This window comes from Nitrospiria bacterium (assembly GCA_035498035.1).
GTDB lineage: Bacteria > Nitrospirota > Nitrospiria > JACQBZ01 > JACQBZ01 > JACQBZ01.
Genome location: DATKAN010000015.1, coordinates 1 through 15,256, shown reverse-complemented (window position 1 = coordinate 15,256; position 15,256 = coordinate 1). Strand labels below are relative to the sequence as shown.

Below are 15,256 nucleotides of genomic sequence, written 5' to 3'. Positions count from 1 at the left end.
TCAAACATATCAACCCGGAGAATTTCTCCCGTTCGAGAATCTCTCCGGAAGGAGGCGATATGCAGACACAGACGGCCTGGGCCACCGGTTTTCTGACACAACTTCTCCTCACTCATCTCCAGATCTATTATCCATCACAAATGAACAAGGTGAATCCGCGAGCCTTATTTTCAGGGGTGGAGGGGTACGACGCCCTTAAAGATCCTCAGGATCTTCTCATGGACCATCATGCCTGGCTTCCCGAGGAAGTGCTGCGGGAGGTGCTCCGCACGGCCGAACGCCTGTCGGGTCGAAAGGAAATCGCCCGCGAAGCCGCGATCGACTATTTTATTCGATCCGCGCGACAGGGCGAGAGACATATCCCATCGATCTTTGAGATCATTGCCCGGACCTTCGATGATGTCCGAACGGTCGCTCTCTACTCCGGCCTCTGGGCCGGTGCCTACACGACGTTCCTTCGCCTGCAGGCGGTCGCCAGGAATCCCGCCGACCCCGAGATGATTGTGCTCTCGCAATGGGATCCGGGATTCCATCCGCTTCTGGCCACCCACTTCATGCTGAAGGGGAATTACGAGGGATTCGTCCGCCTGTATGATTTCGTCGAGGAAGCCCATCTGGACGAGGAGTTCCTGCAGTATCGGGTCGGGGATATCGTCCGGGAGTTTGAAGGCTATGACCTTGAAGAATCCGGCTCGCAGCTCAAGATCGTGAAGAATGACCGCGGGGGGACCGTTGCCGTTTTTCAAGCCGTGCAACTCGCCGATGAGGAAATCCCCCTGGCCCCGCCCTCCTTCGATATTTTGGGAACGGGCACCGATCATTCCGCGGGCCCGCAGGAGGCACTCCTCGGAGGGATGATCATCAAACCCGAAACGAGATCGGGCGGAGCGACCCTTCTGCGGACCCTGATCCCGCGGGCGGCCGACCCGACGGAACGTATCGATCCCGCCTGTAAGGCCTATCGAGTCACTCAGGGCGGGACCTTGAGGTCGGGTTCTCTGGAATATGTCTTTCGAGAGGGTTCTTTCTACGAGGCTCCCTACTCCCGATACCGATTTTACTGGCGGGAACATAGTCGACCGGTTCATTCCGCGGCGGGACTTGAAAAACGGGTCCAGAAAATGACCTGTCTCCTGTTTGCGTATCTTCAGGAACTGAAGGCGACCCAGCAGCGGCTACTGGCCTATGCGGCCGAAAACAAGACATTGACGACCGAAAATGTGTATCTGCGCCGAGAAGTCCAGGAAGTCAACGACGGATGGACGTCATCCAAGCCGATGGGTGAAAGTCCCGGCATGAAGGCCGTCTTGGGTCTGGTGCGGCAGGTCGGGCCCACCGACTCCACCGTACTGATTACGGGGGAGACCGGGACGGGAAAGGAACTGATCGCGAGGTTGATCCATCGCTCCGGAAACCGTAGTGACCGACGATTTGTGGCGGTCAATTGCGCCGCCGTGCCGATCGAATTGTTGGAAAGCGAGCTGTTCGGTCACGAGCGAGGGGCCTTTACGGGGGCCTTGTCCCGCAAAATCGGGAAGTTTGAATGGGCGGATGGGGGCACGCTTTTTCTGGACGAGATCGGAGAGATTCCGACGACCGTCCAGGTAAAATTCCTGAGGGTTTTACAAGAGCGGGAGCTAGTGCGAGTCGGTGGCAACGACCCGATCAAGCTGGATGTTCGGATTATTGGGGCAACGAACCAGGATCTCAAGGCGCTCATCGAAAAAGGATTGTTTAGGAAAGACCTCTACTACCGTCTCCATGTCATCCCGATCCATCTGCCCCCGTTAAGAGAACGCCTGGAAGATCTCCAAGCTCTCGCCGAATATTTCCTGATCCAATTCAGCCGTCGACTTCGGAAAAACGTGCAAACCCTTTCGCCGGAAGCCTTGCATCGAATGGTGACCTACTCCTGGCCCGGTAATATCCGTGAACTGGAAAATGTCCTTGAACGGGCCGTGACCTTGATACCGGCCTCACAAACCATGCTAATTCCGGAGTTCCTCCCGCCCGAGATCCGTGACGGGATTCACTCCCCCCTGATGGCCGTGCGGGTCCATGATCCGCGGGAGAATAAAATGGACGGCAGGAATGTTAAGGACGTGATCGACCGAATCGAGTGGCAGACCCTTGTCGAGGCCATGAAGATCGAAGGCTCGATGGATTCCTTCCTTAGAAAGATCGAGTGGGCCATGGCCCAACGGGCGATCCTGGAATACGGCAGTAAAACCGAGGCCGCTCGAGTATTGAAACGCACCTACCGATGGATTCGGAAACTGGAAAAAGAAATGGAAGATAAACCATCGGCCTGAATCCGCATTCAGGCACCCTGAACGGCCGTGCTGGATGAATGACAGACACGGAGACGAACTCCGGGCCTCTCCGGGTTCTTAAATCGCCGCCGATTGATCTTGTTTCTTTAAAAATTCTCTTCAGTTAAACGCGCGTCTTCCATTTTCATTCTGAACGATCCTTTCTTATTTCCCTTTTTAAACCCCGCTCGGCACGGATCTTGTAATCTGGCAGGAGCATGCGCACCACACCGGTCATACAGCAAGGTTCCACCCTGACGGAGCTGTTGATTGTAATGGCCGTTGCGGGAATCCTTTGCGGGCTGGCCTCCGTCAGTTTTATATCCCAGCTCCCTCACCATCGGCTCACCAGTGCGGCCCGCGACGTTGTTTCGGACCTGCGTTGGGCCAGGCAGCTGGCCCTGGCGGAGCGCCAGCCTGTTTCGGTTGTTCTGGACCTTGAAAGGGAGCGGTATCAGATTGAACGAGGTTCCCAACCCGGGGTTCCAATCGGTTGGGTTAGAGATCTTCAGGACGGGGGACAGGGGTTTGGAGGGATTGACCTGGTCAGCTCCTCGGGCGGCCCCATTCTCACTTTTTATCCTCAAGGGACGACCAACACATGGACCGCGATCGTTTTAAGGAATCGTTCCGGAGAGCAACGGCAGATCACCGTTGTGGCCACCGGGAGAGTGAAATTGACATGAGACCCGATCTCGTTCTCCGGCAATGCGGCCTATCCCTTATCGAAGTCGTGGTAAGCCTGTTTATCCTCGCCGTTGGAATGATTTCGGGCTTGAGCATGACGCATGCGAGCCAGATCGGATTGGATGCCGGCCGTCGCATTTCCACGGCCGCCGCCTTGGCGCAGGCCAAGATGGAAGAGGAAATTTCGTTCCCGTATGACGAATTGATTCATGGGCGTCCTGAGGATGACGATCATCCCGAAGGTTTTAACCGAACCCGGACCCTTCGGATCGACGCTCCTTACCCTCATTTCACGACGATTCATGTTGCGGTCGAGTGGACGGACAAAACAAATCGAACCCACACGCTGGCCCTGACGACCATCCGATCGAATGGGGTGGTTCCATGAAGATCCTTGGGCCGATTCGGGACAGGCACGGGACCTCCTTGGTCGAGTTGATGGTGGCCGCACTGGTCTTTTCGCTGGTCTCCGCCTTTGGGATGAAGTTTTTAATCCTTCAGAACCAACGGAGCGTTATTCAGGAGGATACGGCCGAAGCCCAACAACAGGTAAGAACCGCGATGGATTTCATGGTTCGAGAGTTTGGGCTTATTGGTTTCGGTCTTCCGGATGGGGATGCAAGGATACTCAAAGCCGAAGAACAGGAGATCCAATTTCTGGCCAACCTGGATGCGGCGACTGCTCGCTTGACGGAGACGGCTCAAACGGAGCAGTTGCAGTTGCCCATTCGTTACGATGGCGCTCCCGAAAAATTTGTAGGGGGAAAAGTCGTTTCGATCTGCCGGCTGGATTACTGTGAGCGACATACCCTGGCCAGGGATGGAAGCAATAACGGCCTGGAATTCGCAGAGGGGTTAAGGAGCACCTTCCCTCCCGCCAGCACGATTCAGATCATCAACCAAGTACGGTATGCGCTCAAGCCGGTGGATTCAACACACGTTAAGCTCCTTCGAACCGTGGACGGGGGTACCAATCCCGTGGCCGAGGGGCTGGCTTCCATGGATTTGATCTATCTGGATCGTGAAGGTCGGTCGGGCGCGGTTTTGCCGGACGTATATCGGGTCCGGATTCATTTGACCGCCCGACTGTCCAGGACACCCGAAAGGATAAGGTCGATGACGACAGAAGTTTATTTAAGAAATCGGTGATCGGGATTATGCGGCGCTTGGATTCAGAGCAGGGAATGGCCCTGGTTGTGACGGTCGGTCTGTTGTTTCTCATCACACTGCTGGGGCTTTCGGCTTATCGTTTGTCCATGGACGAGATCGGCATCTCGGCCAACCAAAAAGATACGGTCCAGGCGCAGTATCTCGCCGAATCGGGACCCGCGATGGTGCTCCAATGGTTTCAGGAGCCGGAGACGTTTCCGGACATCGGGACCTTTCCTCTGGGAGAACCGGTCGGTGGACGAAGGAGTTTCCTGGCACGACGGATGACCGACGCCAGCGGGTCGGCTTCATTTTATGATAACAAAGGGCAGGCTCAGTTTACGGGAACCGCCGAGCAACCGGATTTTTGGTATCAGTCCGAACCGGATCATCCGGGCTTTCTCGCCGAGGCGTTGGGCGGTGCGGGAGATCTTACGAGCCTGAAGATCTTTGCCCCCAAAAGCGCGGGCGCCATCTGCACCGTGGAGGCGACGGGTATGACCGGATCCGGGACCCTCCGGACCGTGAGCGTCGAAATCACCCCAAGCCCCGTTCCTCCGACCACAGCCCCGCTCCAGATCGGGCCGGGATCCAACGGATCGGTTCCCGTTCTGGTGCATTGGGGAGAGGTTCGGATGATGGGCCAGGCCGATTTCGGAAGCTCGTTGGCCGCCGTTCCGAAAAAAAATTCAAATGCGGGGGTCAGTGGGGAACCTTATGCCGATTCCGGCCGACAGGACCCCTGGGTCGAATTTTACGTAGGGGGGGCGATTATTAATCCCAAACCAGAATGTACGAACTGCACGGAACCTTTTTTGTCGGAGGGATACGGCCACCTTCACCAATTTCAAATCGAAAGTCGTCCGGGCTTCGGTTTGGCTCCTTGGGATTATCAAAGTCTAAAAACCTTTGCGAAGACCTGGGGGGTTTACTTCGCCACGGATCGAGAGGGATTTCTATATCAGGATGGGATTTTGGATCCCGGGCACCGGCAGACGCCATCCCAAGCATTGGGGGATCAAGCCGTTGAAAATGACCGAGGGCTTGTTTTTGTCGACACGGTTGATCAGAAACCGCCGGATGGAACCAATCTGGCCACTTTGGATCTGCCGGTGGGTTATATGGAGGGCATTTATTCCATCCAGGCTCATTTGACTCTTCGAGAATCGGGTTCCGGGCGATCCGTTCAAGTCCAGGCACCTCCGTCGGACGATATAAATTTGGATTCCCGGGAGACGGTCGTTCTTCCGAGCGTCCATTTCAAGGGTGTCCTGTCGACCGCCGGGCAACTGGTCGTGGAAGGTCATCCGAAGGTGTTTGGGGCCCTGATCGCACAACAGGGCGTTACCGGCGCCGGTCAGCCGGAGGTTTGGTATGACGCAGGGCTGCGGACGGGTTACTATCCCGGTCTTCCGACCGTGATCCCGCTCAAAGGAAGCTGGTATATCCGGTAAATCCTTTTCGCTGATATCGCGAGCTCTTTAGAAAGCGCCGAGGGCTTGGGCCGCCTTCGCCACGTCCTTCGGCTTCACCCAGAGAATCGCCCCATAACGGCCCCCTCCCGCTGAAAGGGCGTCGATGGCCGTGACATTGATCTTGGCATCGGCGAGATTTCCCATGACCTCCGCGACGGCCCCCGTCCGATCCTCCCCTTGAATCAGAAAGGCGCTCTTTTTTGCGCTCAGCTTCAAGCCGGCCCGTTTTGCGGCTGCCTCAAACGCAAGAGGGTCCTCCGGCACGAAATCGATTTGGGCCTTCTGACCTTCCGGAAACCCGGAAAACGCCAGGAGGTTGATCCCCTCATCCCGAAGGGCCCTCAAAATTTTTGCACCTTCTCCAGGTTTATTGGCGGATTTTATGTAAAAATAATCGACCTTACGAATAACGTCGCCCATGGCGCCCTCCTTATTTAAGGATTGGAAATGATTATTAAACCATCAATGTCTGTCGTCCTCAGGATAACCATGTTGCGTTTCCATTGTCAATCCTTTATGTCGAAGAGAAGGTCCGATTTTGCCTGATCGAAAGAAGCCCTATATAATAGGTGGCGCACATATCCAACAAGAAGAAACGGCGTATGGCTGACGGTTTCAACCATATCCATGTCGAAGTGGTTGCTTGCACCCGATGTCCCCGTCTGCGGCAGTACTGCGGGCGGATCGCCCGGGTCAGACGGCGGGCCTACCGCGACCAGTCTTACTGGGGCAAGCCTGTTCCGGGATTCGGGGATCCGCAGGCCCGGCTGCTGATCATCGGTCTAGCCCCGGCCGCGCACGGCGGCAACCGGACCGGCCGCATCTTTACCGGGGATCGTTCGGGCGATTTTCTTTTCAGCGCGCTATACCGGGCCGGATTCGCCAATCAGCCGGAATCTCGGCGTCGAGACGACGGGCTCGAATTGAAGGACGCCTATATCACGGCCGTGCTTCATTGCGCCCCCCCGGGGAATAAACCCGCGCCCATAGAACTGGATCGCTGCCGTGACTTTCTGGTCCAAGAACTCCGCCTGCTTTCCCGGGTTCAAGCGGTGTTGACGCTCGGAAAGATTGCCTTTGATCAATATCTCAAGACATTGATCCAAATCGGGCGGATCACGCAGCGGCGCGGTATTCGGTTTCGCCACGGCGTGCAGTATCGTCTGTGCGAGTCCGAATTCGGCCCAGGGCCCGATCTGTTTGCCTCATACCATCCCAGCCAGCAAAATACCCAGACGGGACGACTGACGGCGCCTATGCTGGATCAAGTCTTGTTCGAGATTCGGAAGGGACTTTCATCCACGAATCCTTGACCTTCCGTTGATTCACCCCTGTATCTCCTGCAGAACTTTTCGCCCTTCTAGTCCGGTACGAAAGGGTCACGCCAACCCCCGGATCGCACGGATGGGCGACAAAGCCAAACCTTGGAACCGGCGTGACGATGTGTAATCCATTACATACTTCTATTACCCAAAGTAAAACGGGGCCGGCTAGACCACATCGCTGTTTCATGTGACTGAATTCTAACAGCTTGAATATTCTTCATTTTATAAAGCCGCCGTGGATGTTGAAAATGGCATGTCGGTTGCATTTCATGCCGGCAGAAGAGTTGGCAGTAGAGTTCTCAGGAGAGTTTCCAGGAGAATTCCCAGGAGAATTTCAATGATAAATCGAACGGTGAATTTAGAAAATACAAAGGGCATGACATTGACCGAGGTGATGATAGTTGTCGCCATTATTGCGATTGTCGCAAGCGTTGGCGTTCCGATGTTTAAGAACAGCCGGTATCATTTAAATTTGCGTGAAAAGACACAGACGCTGATCCGGGATCTAAGAACAGCCCAGTCGTTTGCGGAAAAAGAGAATTTGACATACAAAGTCGTGTTTGACACCGCCGCGGACTCCTATCGCGTGTGCAAGGATGATCCCACCGTTGCCAACAACCCTGGCGATGAATGCGACCCGCCTCCCGTCGTGGCAACGCGCCTGTTGGGGACGGAAGGCATGGGAGGGCTCGTTTCGCTCACGTCCGTCACCGACGGGGGAGGCAATGAAACGTCGATCAGCTTCGGCGGAAGCGGTTATATCTCGGCCCCGGCGGCCCCGCCGGTGACCATGACGCTTTTGTCCTGCGATGCCGCCGAAACGATGCAGGTTCAAATTCAGCGCATCGGGGGAATCCAGACCCTGGACGCTAAAACACCGTGCTAAGGAGAATCCATGCGGCGCTTCGTTGACAAACATCTCATCCCTCTTCGGAAAGGCCGACTTGCGGGCGAAGGGGGGATGACCTTGTTGGAAGTGGCGGTTTCTTTGGTCATCCTGGCCGTCGGGCTCCTGGCGGTTTCCGGAATGCAGATCATGTCGATTAGGGCCAACAGCTCCGGGTTCAAATTCACCACGGCGGCGGCTTATGCCGATAAGGGCATCGTGAATTACGCGAACTTGCCCTATGCGGATCCTCAATTGAATGCCGTCGTCGACGCCGTCGACCCGACCTGTGTCCCGGTCCAAAACGTGGTCTACAACTGCCAGTACACCGTTGTCGACAACACCCCCATTACAGGGGTGAAAACAATTACCTATACGGTATCGTGGTTTGATGGCGGAAACCACAGCGTTAGTCTGGTGGAGAGGGTCGGTAACAGTTCGCTCTAAGGGAGAAGATCCATGAATCGACAGTTATCCAGACCACCTTACGTGATGACGGATCGGCGCGGAATGACCATGGTCGAGTTGATGGTCGCCATGACCATTCTCAGCTTTGCCATGGTGTTTGTCCTTTCGATCTTCATGACCCAGCATAAATCTTATGTGGTGCAGGAGGATGTCGCCGACACACAAAGCGACGCCCGGTCGAGTCTTGATCTGTTGACCCGGGATTTACGGTCGGCCGGTTTCGGGATTCAGGCGGGTCAGACGGGAATCACGGCGACAAATGATACGAACCCCGATTCGATCACGTTTCAGGCGGCGCAAGGGCCGTCAACCTTTCTGATAAACCCTCCCGTCGGGGCGACGATCACGGTTGCGAATACCCCCGGAAATACATTCACTCCGGGCAGCGGCGTCACCCTTTTAGCCATTAATTCGAAAACGCCCATGGGCGACTATACCATCAATTCCATGACCCCCAACGCCATTGCCGGGACCGACATCACATTGGATGCCGCACCCGTTGGATTGTCCTACGGCGATGTGGTTTTAAGCCGTCCGGTCGACTCGATCACCTATAGCACTCAAGCGGATCCCAGTGTCCCCAATTCCTTTATTCTTCAGCGGACCCTCAATGCCGGGGCACCCGAACAGTTGGCGGATCATATACAGAGCATGGATTTCAAATATACGCTGAGCACCGGCGGGGCCGAGGTGGATACCGTGGCCCCGGCCGATCTGGATAAAATAGTGATGGTGCGGGTTACGATTACGTCCCAGACCATAATCAAAGATGCGGAGACCGGCGTCGGTATGCCGCGAACCCGGACCGTGGAAACACTGGTCCGGTTGAAGAACGCCGCATCCTGAGCCGGGAGGGGGAGGGGAAAATGAAGCGACTTAAATCATATCTGAATCGCGGCCGTACCGAGTGGACGGATGAGCGCGGGGTCGCCCTCGTCATGACGATGCTGATTCTGCTGATGCTGACCTTTATCGGCATGGCGACCATTTCAACGTCCTCTACCGAATTGTCCCTCTCCGCGAATTACCGTCGGTCTCGAGAGGCCTTCCATGCCGCCAGTGCGGCGATCGAATATGCCCTCCTGGATAACCGCAACTTCGTCGTGCCGGCCACCGGGCCGGGGACACTGACGGTTGCGGGTGGATTTCCGGGGGACGTCGATTTAATGGAAGGCGATACGACGGCTACGGGGTCCGTGACCTTTCTGGGCAGCGGGCCGCCTCCGGCCGGATCCAAAATGGGAATGGATTGGGAGGCGAACTATTTCGCGATCGATACAACCGGAAAGGGAAGCCTGGGTTCCACCGACCAGCAAGAGTTGGCGATGGACAAAATCGTTCCAGCACCAACAGGAGGATAAGACCATGTATACCCGATGGATCATAGCGTTGAGCGTCTTCACCCTGCTGGCATGGCCGGCCCGCTCCTTTGCCGACGATACCGATATCTACGGTTCCACCAACACGACGATTCAGCCGAACGTGCTGATCATTTTCGACAACTCGGGGAGCATGAATGACGACGTCGCCGTGACGCCCGATCCCTACGACCCGGCGACCGATTACAGCAGTTACGATTCGTATTCAAAGAACAAGGTTTATCGAAAGCAAAGCGGGAACTGGAATTCCTACATTACAAACATATCCTCGGTCACCTGTACGGCGGCCTATAACTCGCTCACGAGCGCGGGGAGCTATACGGGAAAATTGAAGTCCAACGGAACCTGCGGCACTTCGAGCGTTACGACGGCCCTTGGAAATTATTTGAACTACCTGAGCGGACCCGGGGCGACGTCGAAGCCCAAGCTGGAGATCGCCAAAGATGTGATCACGAATATCATTCAAAACACCGACGGCGTTCGGTTCGGTCTCATGAACTTCGGTTCCTGGAAGCCGGCGACCACATATAAAAACGACCAAGGTGGGCATATCGTCAAAGGAATTAAAGATATGGGGATCGGTACCAACAAACAGGATCTGGTGAATGCGGTTAACGGCGTTGTGGCGGATACCTGGACCCCTTTGGCCGAGACGATGTACGAGGCCGGCTTGTACTTCAAGGGGGCCGCGAGCTACTTTAACGCCGGCGTGACCTATACAACGCCTATGCAATATTCCTGTCAGAAAAATTACATCATCCTCATGACGGACGGTCTCTCGACCCATGACGTGGACCCCATTCTCGCCTCAGCGGTGGGCGATACCGACAATAACGGGAAGGATCCGGGAAATTATCCCGACAGCGGATCCCACTATCTGGACGATGTAGCCAAAAAATGGTACGACGAGGACCTGCTTCCCAGCTCCAACGTCTCCGGGTCCGGAAAGCAGAACATCATCACCTACACCATCGGATTCTCAACCGGCGATCCCGTCGCCAACCAGCTATTGGCCGATACGGCCGCGAACGGAAAAGGAAAGTCTTTCACCGCGGACACCGCCCAGGAGTTGACCCAGGCCTTTCTGAGCGCGTTGGGGGAGATCGTGGAGGAAAATACGTCGTTCGTCGCCCCGGTGGTGCCCGTGAGCCCGGAAAACCGCACCTACAGCGGGGATTTCGTCTATGTCGGATTTTTCCGGCCGAATATCGATTCGTTCTGGTCCGGAAATATCAAGAAATACGGCATTAACTCATCGGGTCAAATCGTGGACAAGGACGGCAACGTGGCCACAAACCCCGATGGAAGTTTCATCGAAACGAGCGTATCGTATTGGAGCACCGTGGCGGATGGAGGCCTGGTCGAGAAGGGCGGCGTCGGCGACATGATGCGAACCCAGGCCTTGAACCCGACGGACTTCGATCCGAACGCCACGGGGGTTCGAAAAATCTATACCTACTTCGGGACGAATGCGCAGTTGCAAAATGCGTCCAATCAGTTTGAGATTGCCAACGCCAACATTACGCCGACCGTGCTCGGATTAAGCGCGGGCGATACCGCCGGCAAGGACCAGCTGATCAAATTTGTCTTTGGCCAGGATTCCTACAACAACAGCACGACGACCCGGGATTGGATCCTCGGAGATGTGCTGCACTCCGGGCCGACGGTCGTTTCGTACTCCACCAGCCGATCCGTTATCTATGTCGGCGCCAATGACGGGATGATACACGCGTTTGACGACGCGACCGGCCAGGAACTTTGGGCCTACATTCCGAAGGACCAACTCCCGTATCTGAAAAACCTGAACGGCACGATCCATCCCTATTCGGTCGACGGTTCGCCCAAGGTGTATATTTACGACCACAACAACAACGGGATCATCGGGGACGAAGGAAGCGATCGGGCCATCCTGATTTTTGGAGAGCGCCGCGGCGGAACATCCTATCATGCGCTGGACGTGACGAATCCGGACGACCCGCGCTTCCTCTGGGATATCAATCGGGGGGATACGGGCCTGACCGAACTGGGCCAGACCTGGTCCACGCCTGCGATTAAAAAGGTCAATCTCAGCTCCGGCGTGAAGAATGTGTTCTTCGTGGGCGGGGGCTACGATCCCGTCCATGAGGATGCCCAGCCGGCCACGGCGGATACGGAGGGTCGATCCATCTACGCCATCGAGGTGGAAACCGGAAACCGGATCTGGAGCTATTCCATCAGCAACAACACGTCGATGACCTACGCGATTCCCAGCGACGTGACGGTGCTCGACACCGACCGGAACGGTTACGCCGATCGGCTTTACGTCGGCGATGTGGGCGGGCAAATGTGGAGCTTCGACGTCAGCGACGCGGATCCCAGCAACTGGGCCGGGCGGATCCTCTTTAAATCGAACGACGCGACCAGCCATCGGAAGATCCTCTACCGCCCGGAGGTGACGCGTGAGCTCGGCTATTACATTCTCTTCTTCGGAACGGGAGATCGGGAACATCCTCTCGATACCACGGCGGTTTGCAGCGCGGACGGCACCGGCCCCTGCGATCGAATCTATGGGGTAAAGGATGTGGATGGATCGTCGACGACACTGACCGAGGGCGATTTGTTTAACACCACGCTTGATAACATGCAGGAAACAACGGATGAGGCAACCGTCACCAATGAAAAGGCCGCTCTGGCGGCCAAGAGCGGCTGGTTTATCGCGCTCAATGAATTCGAAAACGGCGAAAAGGTCGTTTCCGCGGCCGTCCTCTTCAATGGGGTGGTCAATATTTCAACCTTTGCGCCGTCGACGGGAATGACCGATCCCTGCCTGGCGGATACCGGGGTCGGGCGGATCTATCAAGTCGACTATCTGACGGGCAATTCGGTTTTCGATACCTATCAGCCCAATAACGATACCGCGCATCAGACCTCCACGAACGGCGGCGGTGTCCTCAAACGAAGAGATCGTGTGTCGGACATGGTGGGTGCGGGAATGCCGTCGCAGGTCGTGATAGACATTCCCCCTGTCCCGCTGGGGAACTGTGATGTGATGGCCATGGTCGGGATGAGCGGCGGTTTGCCGCCTCTTGGGGCGGCGTGCGGGGGCACAACCCACCGTCTTTTCTGGAGAGAATTGTTTCAGTAGAATTGCCGACTGATTTTAAGATGTGATAAGGAGAAAAAACATGTCCAATAAAAATCGTGGCTGTCGATTGGCGATCTGGATGATCCTCGCGGTCTCCGCCTTGGGGCTGGCCCATGGTGGCATCCGTGGAGCGGTTGCCGGAGAGAGCGGGGCTCTCCGCTTTCAAGGGGTGATCATGGAACACCAGGGTTCGACGCTCATCGTGAACGAGCACACCTTGTTGTTGACCGCCACCACCAAGGTTATGGCTCCGGATAAAACAGCCTTACGAGCGGATCGTCTGGCTCAAGGGCAGTGGATCGCCGTCGAGGCGGAGCAAACGGCCATTGGTCTGCGGGCCAGGGCGATTGTCCTGCTCCCTAAACCGGTCCGGGGGGCGGAAGAATCACTTTTCACAGTGGAATCCGAGTAGTCGCCCGGCGGCCGCCGCCTGTATGGTGGTAGGGTCGCGTGGCCGTGTCAATCCAAGGGAGGGTAAAGAAAGTGAATCTGTCAATTAAGATCGTCGTCCGTCCCGTTTTAATTGTGGCCGGTATCCTGGCCATCACCGCGTGCAGCAACCCAACAACCCCACCCCAGGGCCCCGGTGCCCAAATCAGCCAACCCGGGATTAGCCCAGGTTCATCGCCGGAGATCGGCTCCCTCGAATTATCCCCGCAGCCCTTTTATGCCAATAACGCGCTGACCGTTATTGTCAAGGGCAGGAATGCCGGCGGGGTGAAACCTCAGTACGCCTTTCAATGGCAAAAGAACGGGGAACCGATCGAGTCGGCCACGGAGGCGACTTTACCGAGCGGACTTTTTAAAAAGGGCGACACCATTACCGTGACCGTGACACGGGAAGACGGGCAAAATCAGGAAGGGTCCGTTACGTCCGATCCGGTTACCGTTCAAAACAGCGAACCCGTAATCAAAGCCATCATGGTAACGCCGATCCCGCTCTATAAACAGGGAACCTTACAGGCCGGCGTGGAAGGATACGACGCGGATGACGATGCGATAGACTACACGTATCAATGGTTCAAAAACGGGGCGGAGATAGAAAACCAGACCGGTGCGACGTTGGACAGTGGGTTGATCGCGAAAGGCGATGTGATTGAAGTTCAGGCCACCCCCTCCGATAATGAAAGCAAGGGGGGTTCACGTCGGTCCATTCCGGTGACGGTTCTGAACAGCCCGCCGCGGATTACCTCACAGCCGCCCCCGTCGATCGACGAGCAGGGAGCCTATCTCTATCAGGTGGCTGCGGAAGACGTCGATGGCGACCCGGTCACCTACTCCTTAACATCGGCGCCCGATACCATGACGATCGATCCCTCAAGCGGAATGCTCCATTGGGCCGTAACAAAGGAAGATGTCGGTGTGCATCCGATTGAAATCGTGGTTGCGGATTCGGCCGGCGCAAAAACCGTTCAACGGTACGACCTTCAGATTTTTAATCTCACGGCGAAGTCGACTTCTCCGTCTCCCTAGGTCCTTCGGTAGGTATCCGCCATCGATCCGAAGACCTTGGGAGGGAGTTCAAAGGGGCCGAATTGAGAACGCCGAACGGTTCACGCAAGAGTTGACTTTTTCATCTCGGAATGTTATGACGATACGGCTTTGCAGGGAGGGCGTCCTTGGCCGAACGGTTGGGTGAGTATCTGATCAAAGCCGGAAAGATTACGGAGCCCCAGCTCTCGTCGGCTCTCGAACGGCAGGTCACCATGGGCGGGCGTCTGGGGACCAACCTCATCGAACTCGGCTTCCTATCCGAGGAAGAACTCACCCAGTTTCTCAGTAAAAAATTGAAGATCCCCAGTGCTCAGGCCTCCGACTTGGAAGGGGTCGAGCCCTCTTTGATCCAACTCATCCCGCGCGAGCTCGCTCAAAAATACAATGTGGTCCCGATCAAACGCGAGCGGACCACCCTGAGCGTGGCCTTCCTGGACCCCACCGATCTGGAAGTCATCGATGAACTCCGGTTTATCACGGGCTGTATCATCAAACCCTATATCGCACCCGAAGCCCGAATCCGATCTCTGCTGGAGCAATACTACCAGATCAATCCCCACCTTCGCTACATTTCCGTGTTGGACGATGAACGGAAACGCCGCCGCCCGAGATCGGAAAGGGAGGACGACCAGGCATCAAAGAAGGAGGCGTCCCCGGAAGAAATGGAAGCGGCTCTGCAACGGGCCCAAGAGGACTGGGTGGAAGTTCGGGATCGGGATGAGGCGATCGGGACATTTCTGAAGGCGTTGAATACGGTCCTGGATCGAGGTATTCTTTTCCTGGTCAAGGCCGGCAAAGTGATCGGCTGGAGGGCCTTCCCGGTGTTCCACGAAGCCGAGATCGGCCGCCTTGAATTCCCGTTGGATCAGCCGTCCTTGTTTAAAGATGTCGTGACGGCCAAGACCTTTTATCAGGGGCCAGCCCCGTATGATCCGACCTACCGGGACCTGTTTCAGT

The 15,256-nt window shown here is 56.1% G+C and carries 15 protein-coding genes; 14 read left to right on the top strand and 1 reads right to left on the bottom strand.

Annotation, left to right across the window (positions count from 1 at the left end; genetic code table 11):
* Window positions 1-59: 59 nt before the first annotated feature.
* The 5 genes from VMN77_02100 (at window position 60) to VMN77_02080 (ending at window position 5,602) form a co-directional block, all read left to right on the top strand.
* Window positions 60-2,312 (top strand): sigma-54 dependent transcriptional regulator, encoded by a 2,253-nt coding sequence (locus tag VMN77_02100; GenBank protein ID HTN42570.1) that lies wholly within the window; start codon window positions 60-62, stop codon window positions 2,310-2,312.
* A gap of 218 nt (window positions 2,313-2,530) precedes the next feature.
* Window positions 2,531-2,998, top strand: coding sequence for a GspH/FimT family pseudopilin (locus tag VMN77_02095; GenBank protein HTN42569.1), 468 nt, complete (start codon window positions 2,531-2,533; stop codon window positions 2,996-2,998).
* On the top strand, window positions 2,995-3,387 hold the full coding sequence (locus VMN77_02090) for a prepilin-type N-terminal cleavage/methylation domain-containing protein (protein HTN42568.1): 393 nt from the start codon (window positions 2,995-2,997) through the stop codon (window positions 3,385-3,387). Before VMN77_02095 ends, VMN77_02090 begins: the two co-directional genes overlap by 4 nt.
* Entirely contained in the window at window positions 3,384-4,148 is a 765-nt protein-coding gene (locus VMN77_02085; protein ID HTN42567.1) for a hypothetical protein, read from the top strand. The genes VMN77_02090 and VMN77_02085 overlap by 4 nt, the downstream gene beginning before the upstream one ends.
* Window positions 4,145-5,602 carry a PilX N-terminal domain-containing pilus assembly protein gene (locus VMN77_02080; protein ID HTN42566.1) on the top strand — a complete coding sequence of 486 codons (1,458 nt, stop codon included), beginning with the start codon at window positions 4,145-4,147 and terminating at the stop codon, window positions 5,600-5,602. Before VMN77_02085 ends, VMN77_02080 begins: the two co-directional genes overlap by 4 nt.
* A 27-nt stretch (window positions 5,603-5,629) precedes the next feature.
* Here the strand turns inward: VMN77_02080 and VMN77_02075 are convergent, their stop codons facing one another.
* Complete coding sequence (locus tag VMN77_02075) at window positions 5,630-6,043, bottom strand: hypothetical protein (protein ID HTN42565.1); 414 nt, start codon at window positions 6,041-6,043, stop codon at window positions 5,630-5,632.
* A gap of 182 nt (window positions 6,044-6,225) precedes the next feature.
* Here VMN77_02075 and VMN77_02070 point away from each other — a divergent pair, with 182 nt between their 5' ends.
* From VMN77_02070 to VMN77_02030, 9 genes are all read left to right on the top strand, one after another.
* Window positions 6,226-6,936: a uracil-DNA glycosylase gene (locus VMN77_02070; GenBank protein ID HTN42564.1), complete on the top strand. Its 711-nt coding sequence runs from the start codon at window positions 6,226-6,228 to the stop codon at window positions 6,934-6,936.
* Window positions 6,937-7,285: 349 nt separating this feature from the next.
* The gene (locus VMN77_02065; GenBank protein ID HTN42563.1) at window positions 7,286-7,834 is read left to right on the top strand and encodes a GspH/FimT family protein; all 549 of its coding nucleotides are present in this window, start codon (window positions 7,286-7,288) and stop codon (window positions 7,832-7,834) included.
* Between the two features lie 9 nt (window positions 7,835-7,843).
* A complete protein-coding gene (locus VMN77_02060) occupies window positions 7,844-8,281 on the top strand; it encodes a prepilin-type N-terminal cleavage/methylation domain-containing protein (protein HTN42562.1) in 438 nt (145 codons plus the stop codon).
* A 12-nt stretch (window positions 8,282-8,293) separates the two neighbouring features.
* Window positions 8,294-9,148 carry a prepilin-type N-terminal cleavage/methylation domain-containing protein gene (locus VMN77_02055; GenBank protein HTN42561.1) on the top strand — a complete coding sequence of 285 codons (855 nt, stop codon included), beginning with the start codon at window positions 8,294-8,296 and terminating at the stop codon, window positions 9,146-9,148.
* Window positions 9,149-9,168: 20 nt separating this feature from the next.
* Window positions 9,169-9,663: a PilX N-terminal domain-containing pilus assembly protein gene (locus VMN77_02050; protein ID HTN42560.1), complete on the top strand. Its 495-nt coding sequence runs from the start codon at window positions 9,169-9,171 to the stop codon at window positions 9,661-9,663.
* A 4-nt stretch (window positions 9,664-9,667) separates the two neighbouring features.
* A complete protein-coding gene (locus VMN77_02045) occupies window positions 9,668-12,805 on the top strand; it encodes a PilC/PilY family type IV pilus protein (protein ID HTN42559.1) in 3,138 nt (1,045 codons plus the stop codon).
* A gap of 40 nt (window positions 12,806-12,845) precedes the next feature.
* Window positions 12,846-13,217 (top strand): hypothetical protein, encoded by a 372-nt coding sequence (locus VMN77_02040; protein HTN42558.1) that lies wholly within the window; start codon window positions 12,846-12,848, stop codon window positions 13,215-13,217.
* Between the two features lie 71 nt (window positions 13,218-13,288).
* Entirely contained in the window at window positions 13,289-14,278 is a 990-nt protein-coding gene (locus tag VMN77_02035; GenBank protein ID HTN42557.1) for a putative Ig domain-containing protein, read from the top strand.
* Window positions 14,279-14,424: 146 nt separating this feature from the next.
* Window positions 14,425-15,256: hypothetical protein (locus VMN77_02030; protein ID HTN42556.1), on the top strand; the 832-nt coding region annotated here is incomplete at its 3' end.

Bases quoted from the DNA above. Each gene is read 5' to 3' on its own strand.
- VMN77_02075 (HTN42565.1), bottom strand. From the start codon at position 6,043: ATGGGCGACGTTATTCGTAAGGTCGATTATTTTTACATAAAATCCGCC.
- VMN77_02050 (HTN42560.1), top strand. From the start codon at position 9,169: ATGAAGCGACTTAAATCATATCTGAATCGCGGCCGTACCGAGTGGACG.
- VMN77_02040 (HTN42558.1), top strand. From the start codon at position 12,846: ATGTCCAATAAAAATCGTGGCTGTCGATTGGCGATCTGGATGATCCTC.
- VMN77_02095 (HTN42569.1), top strand. From the start codon at position 2,531: ATGCGCACCACACCGGTCATACAGCAAGGTTCCACCCTGACGGAGCTG.
- VMN77_02085 (HTN42567.1), top strand. From the start codon at position 3,384: ATGAAGATCCTTGGGCCGATTCGGGACAGGCACGGGACCTCCTTGGTC.
- VMN77_02055 (HTN42561.1), top strand. From the start codon at position 8,294: ATGAATCGACAGTTATCCAGACCACCTTACGTGATGACGGATCGGCGC.
- VMN77_02100 (HTN42570.1), top strand. From the start codon at position 60: ATGCAGACACAGACGGCCTGGGCCACCGGTTTTCTGACACAACTTCTC.
- VMN77_02045 (HTN42559.1), top strand. From the start codon at position 9,668: ATGTATACCCGATGGATCATAGCGTTGAGCGTCTTCACCCTGCTGGCA.
- VMN77_02070 (HTN42564.1), top strand. From the start codon at position 6,226: ATGGCTGACGGTTTCAACCATATCCATGTCGAAGTGGTTGCTTGCACC.
- VMN77_02065 (HTN42563.1), top strand. From the start codon at position 7,286: ATGATAAATCGAACGGTGAATTTAGAAAATACAAAGGGCATGACATTG.
- VMN77_02060 (HTN42562.1), top strand. From the start codon at position 7,844: ATGCGGCGCTTCGTTGACAAACATCTCATCCCTCTTCGGAAAGGCCGA.
- VMN77_02090 (HTN42568.1), top strand. From the start codon at position 2,995: ATGAGACCCGATCTCGTTCTCCGGCAATGCGGCCTATCCCTTATCGAA.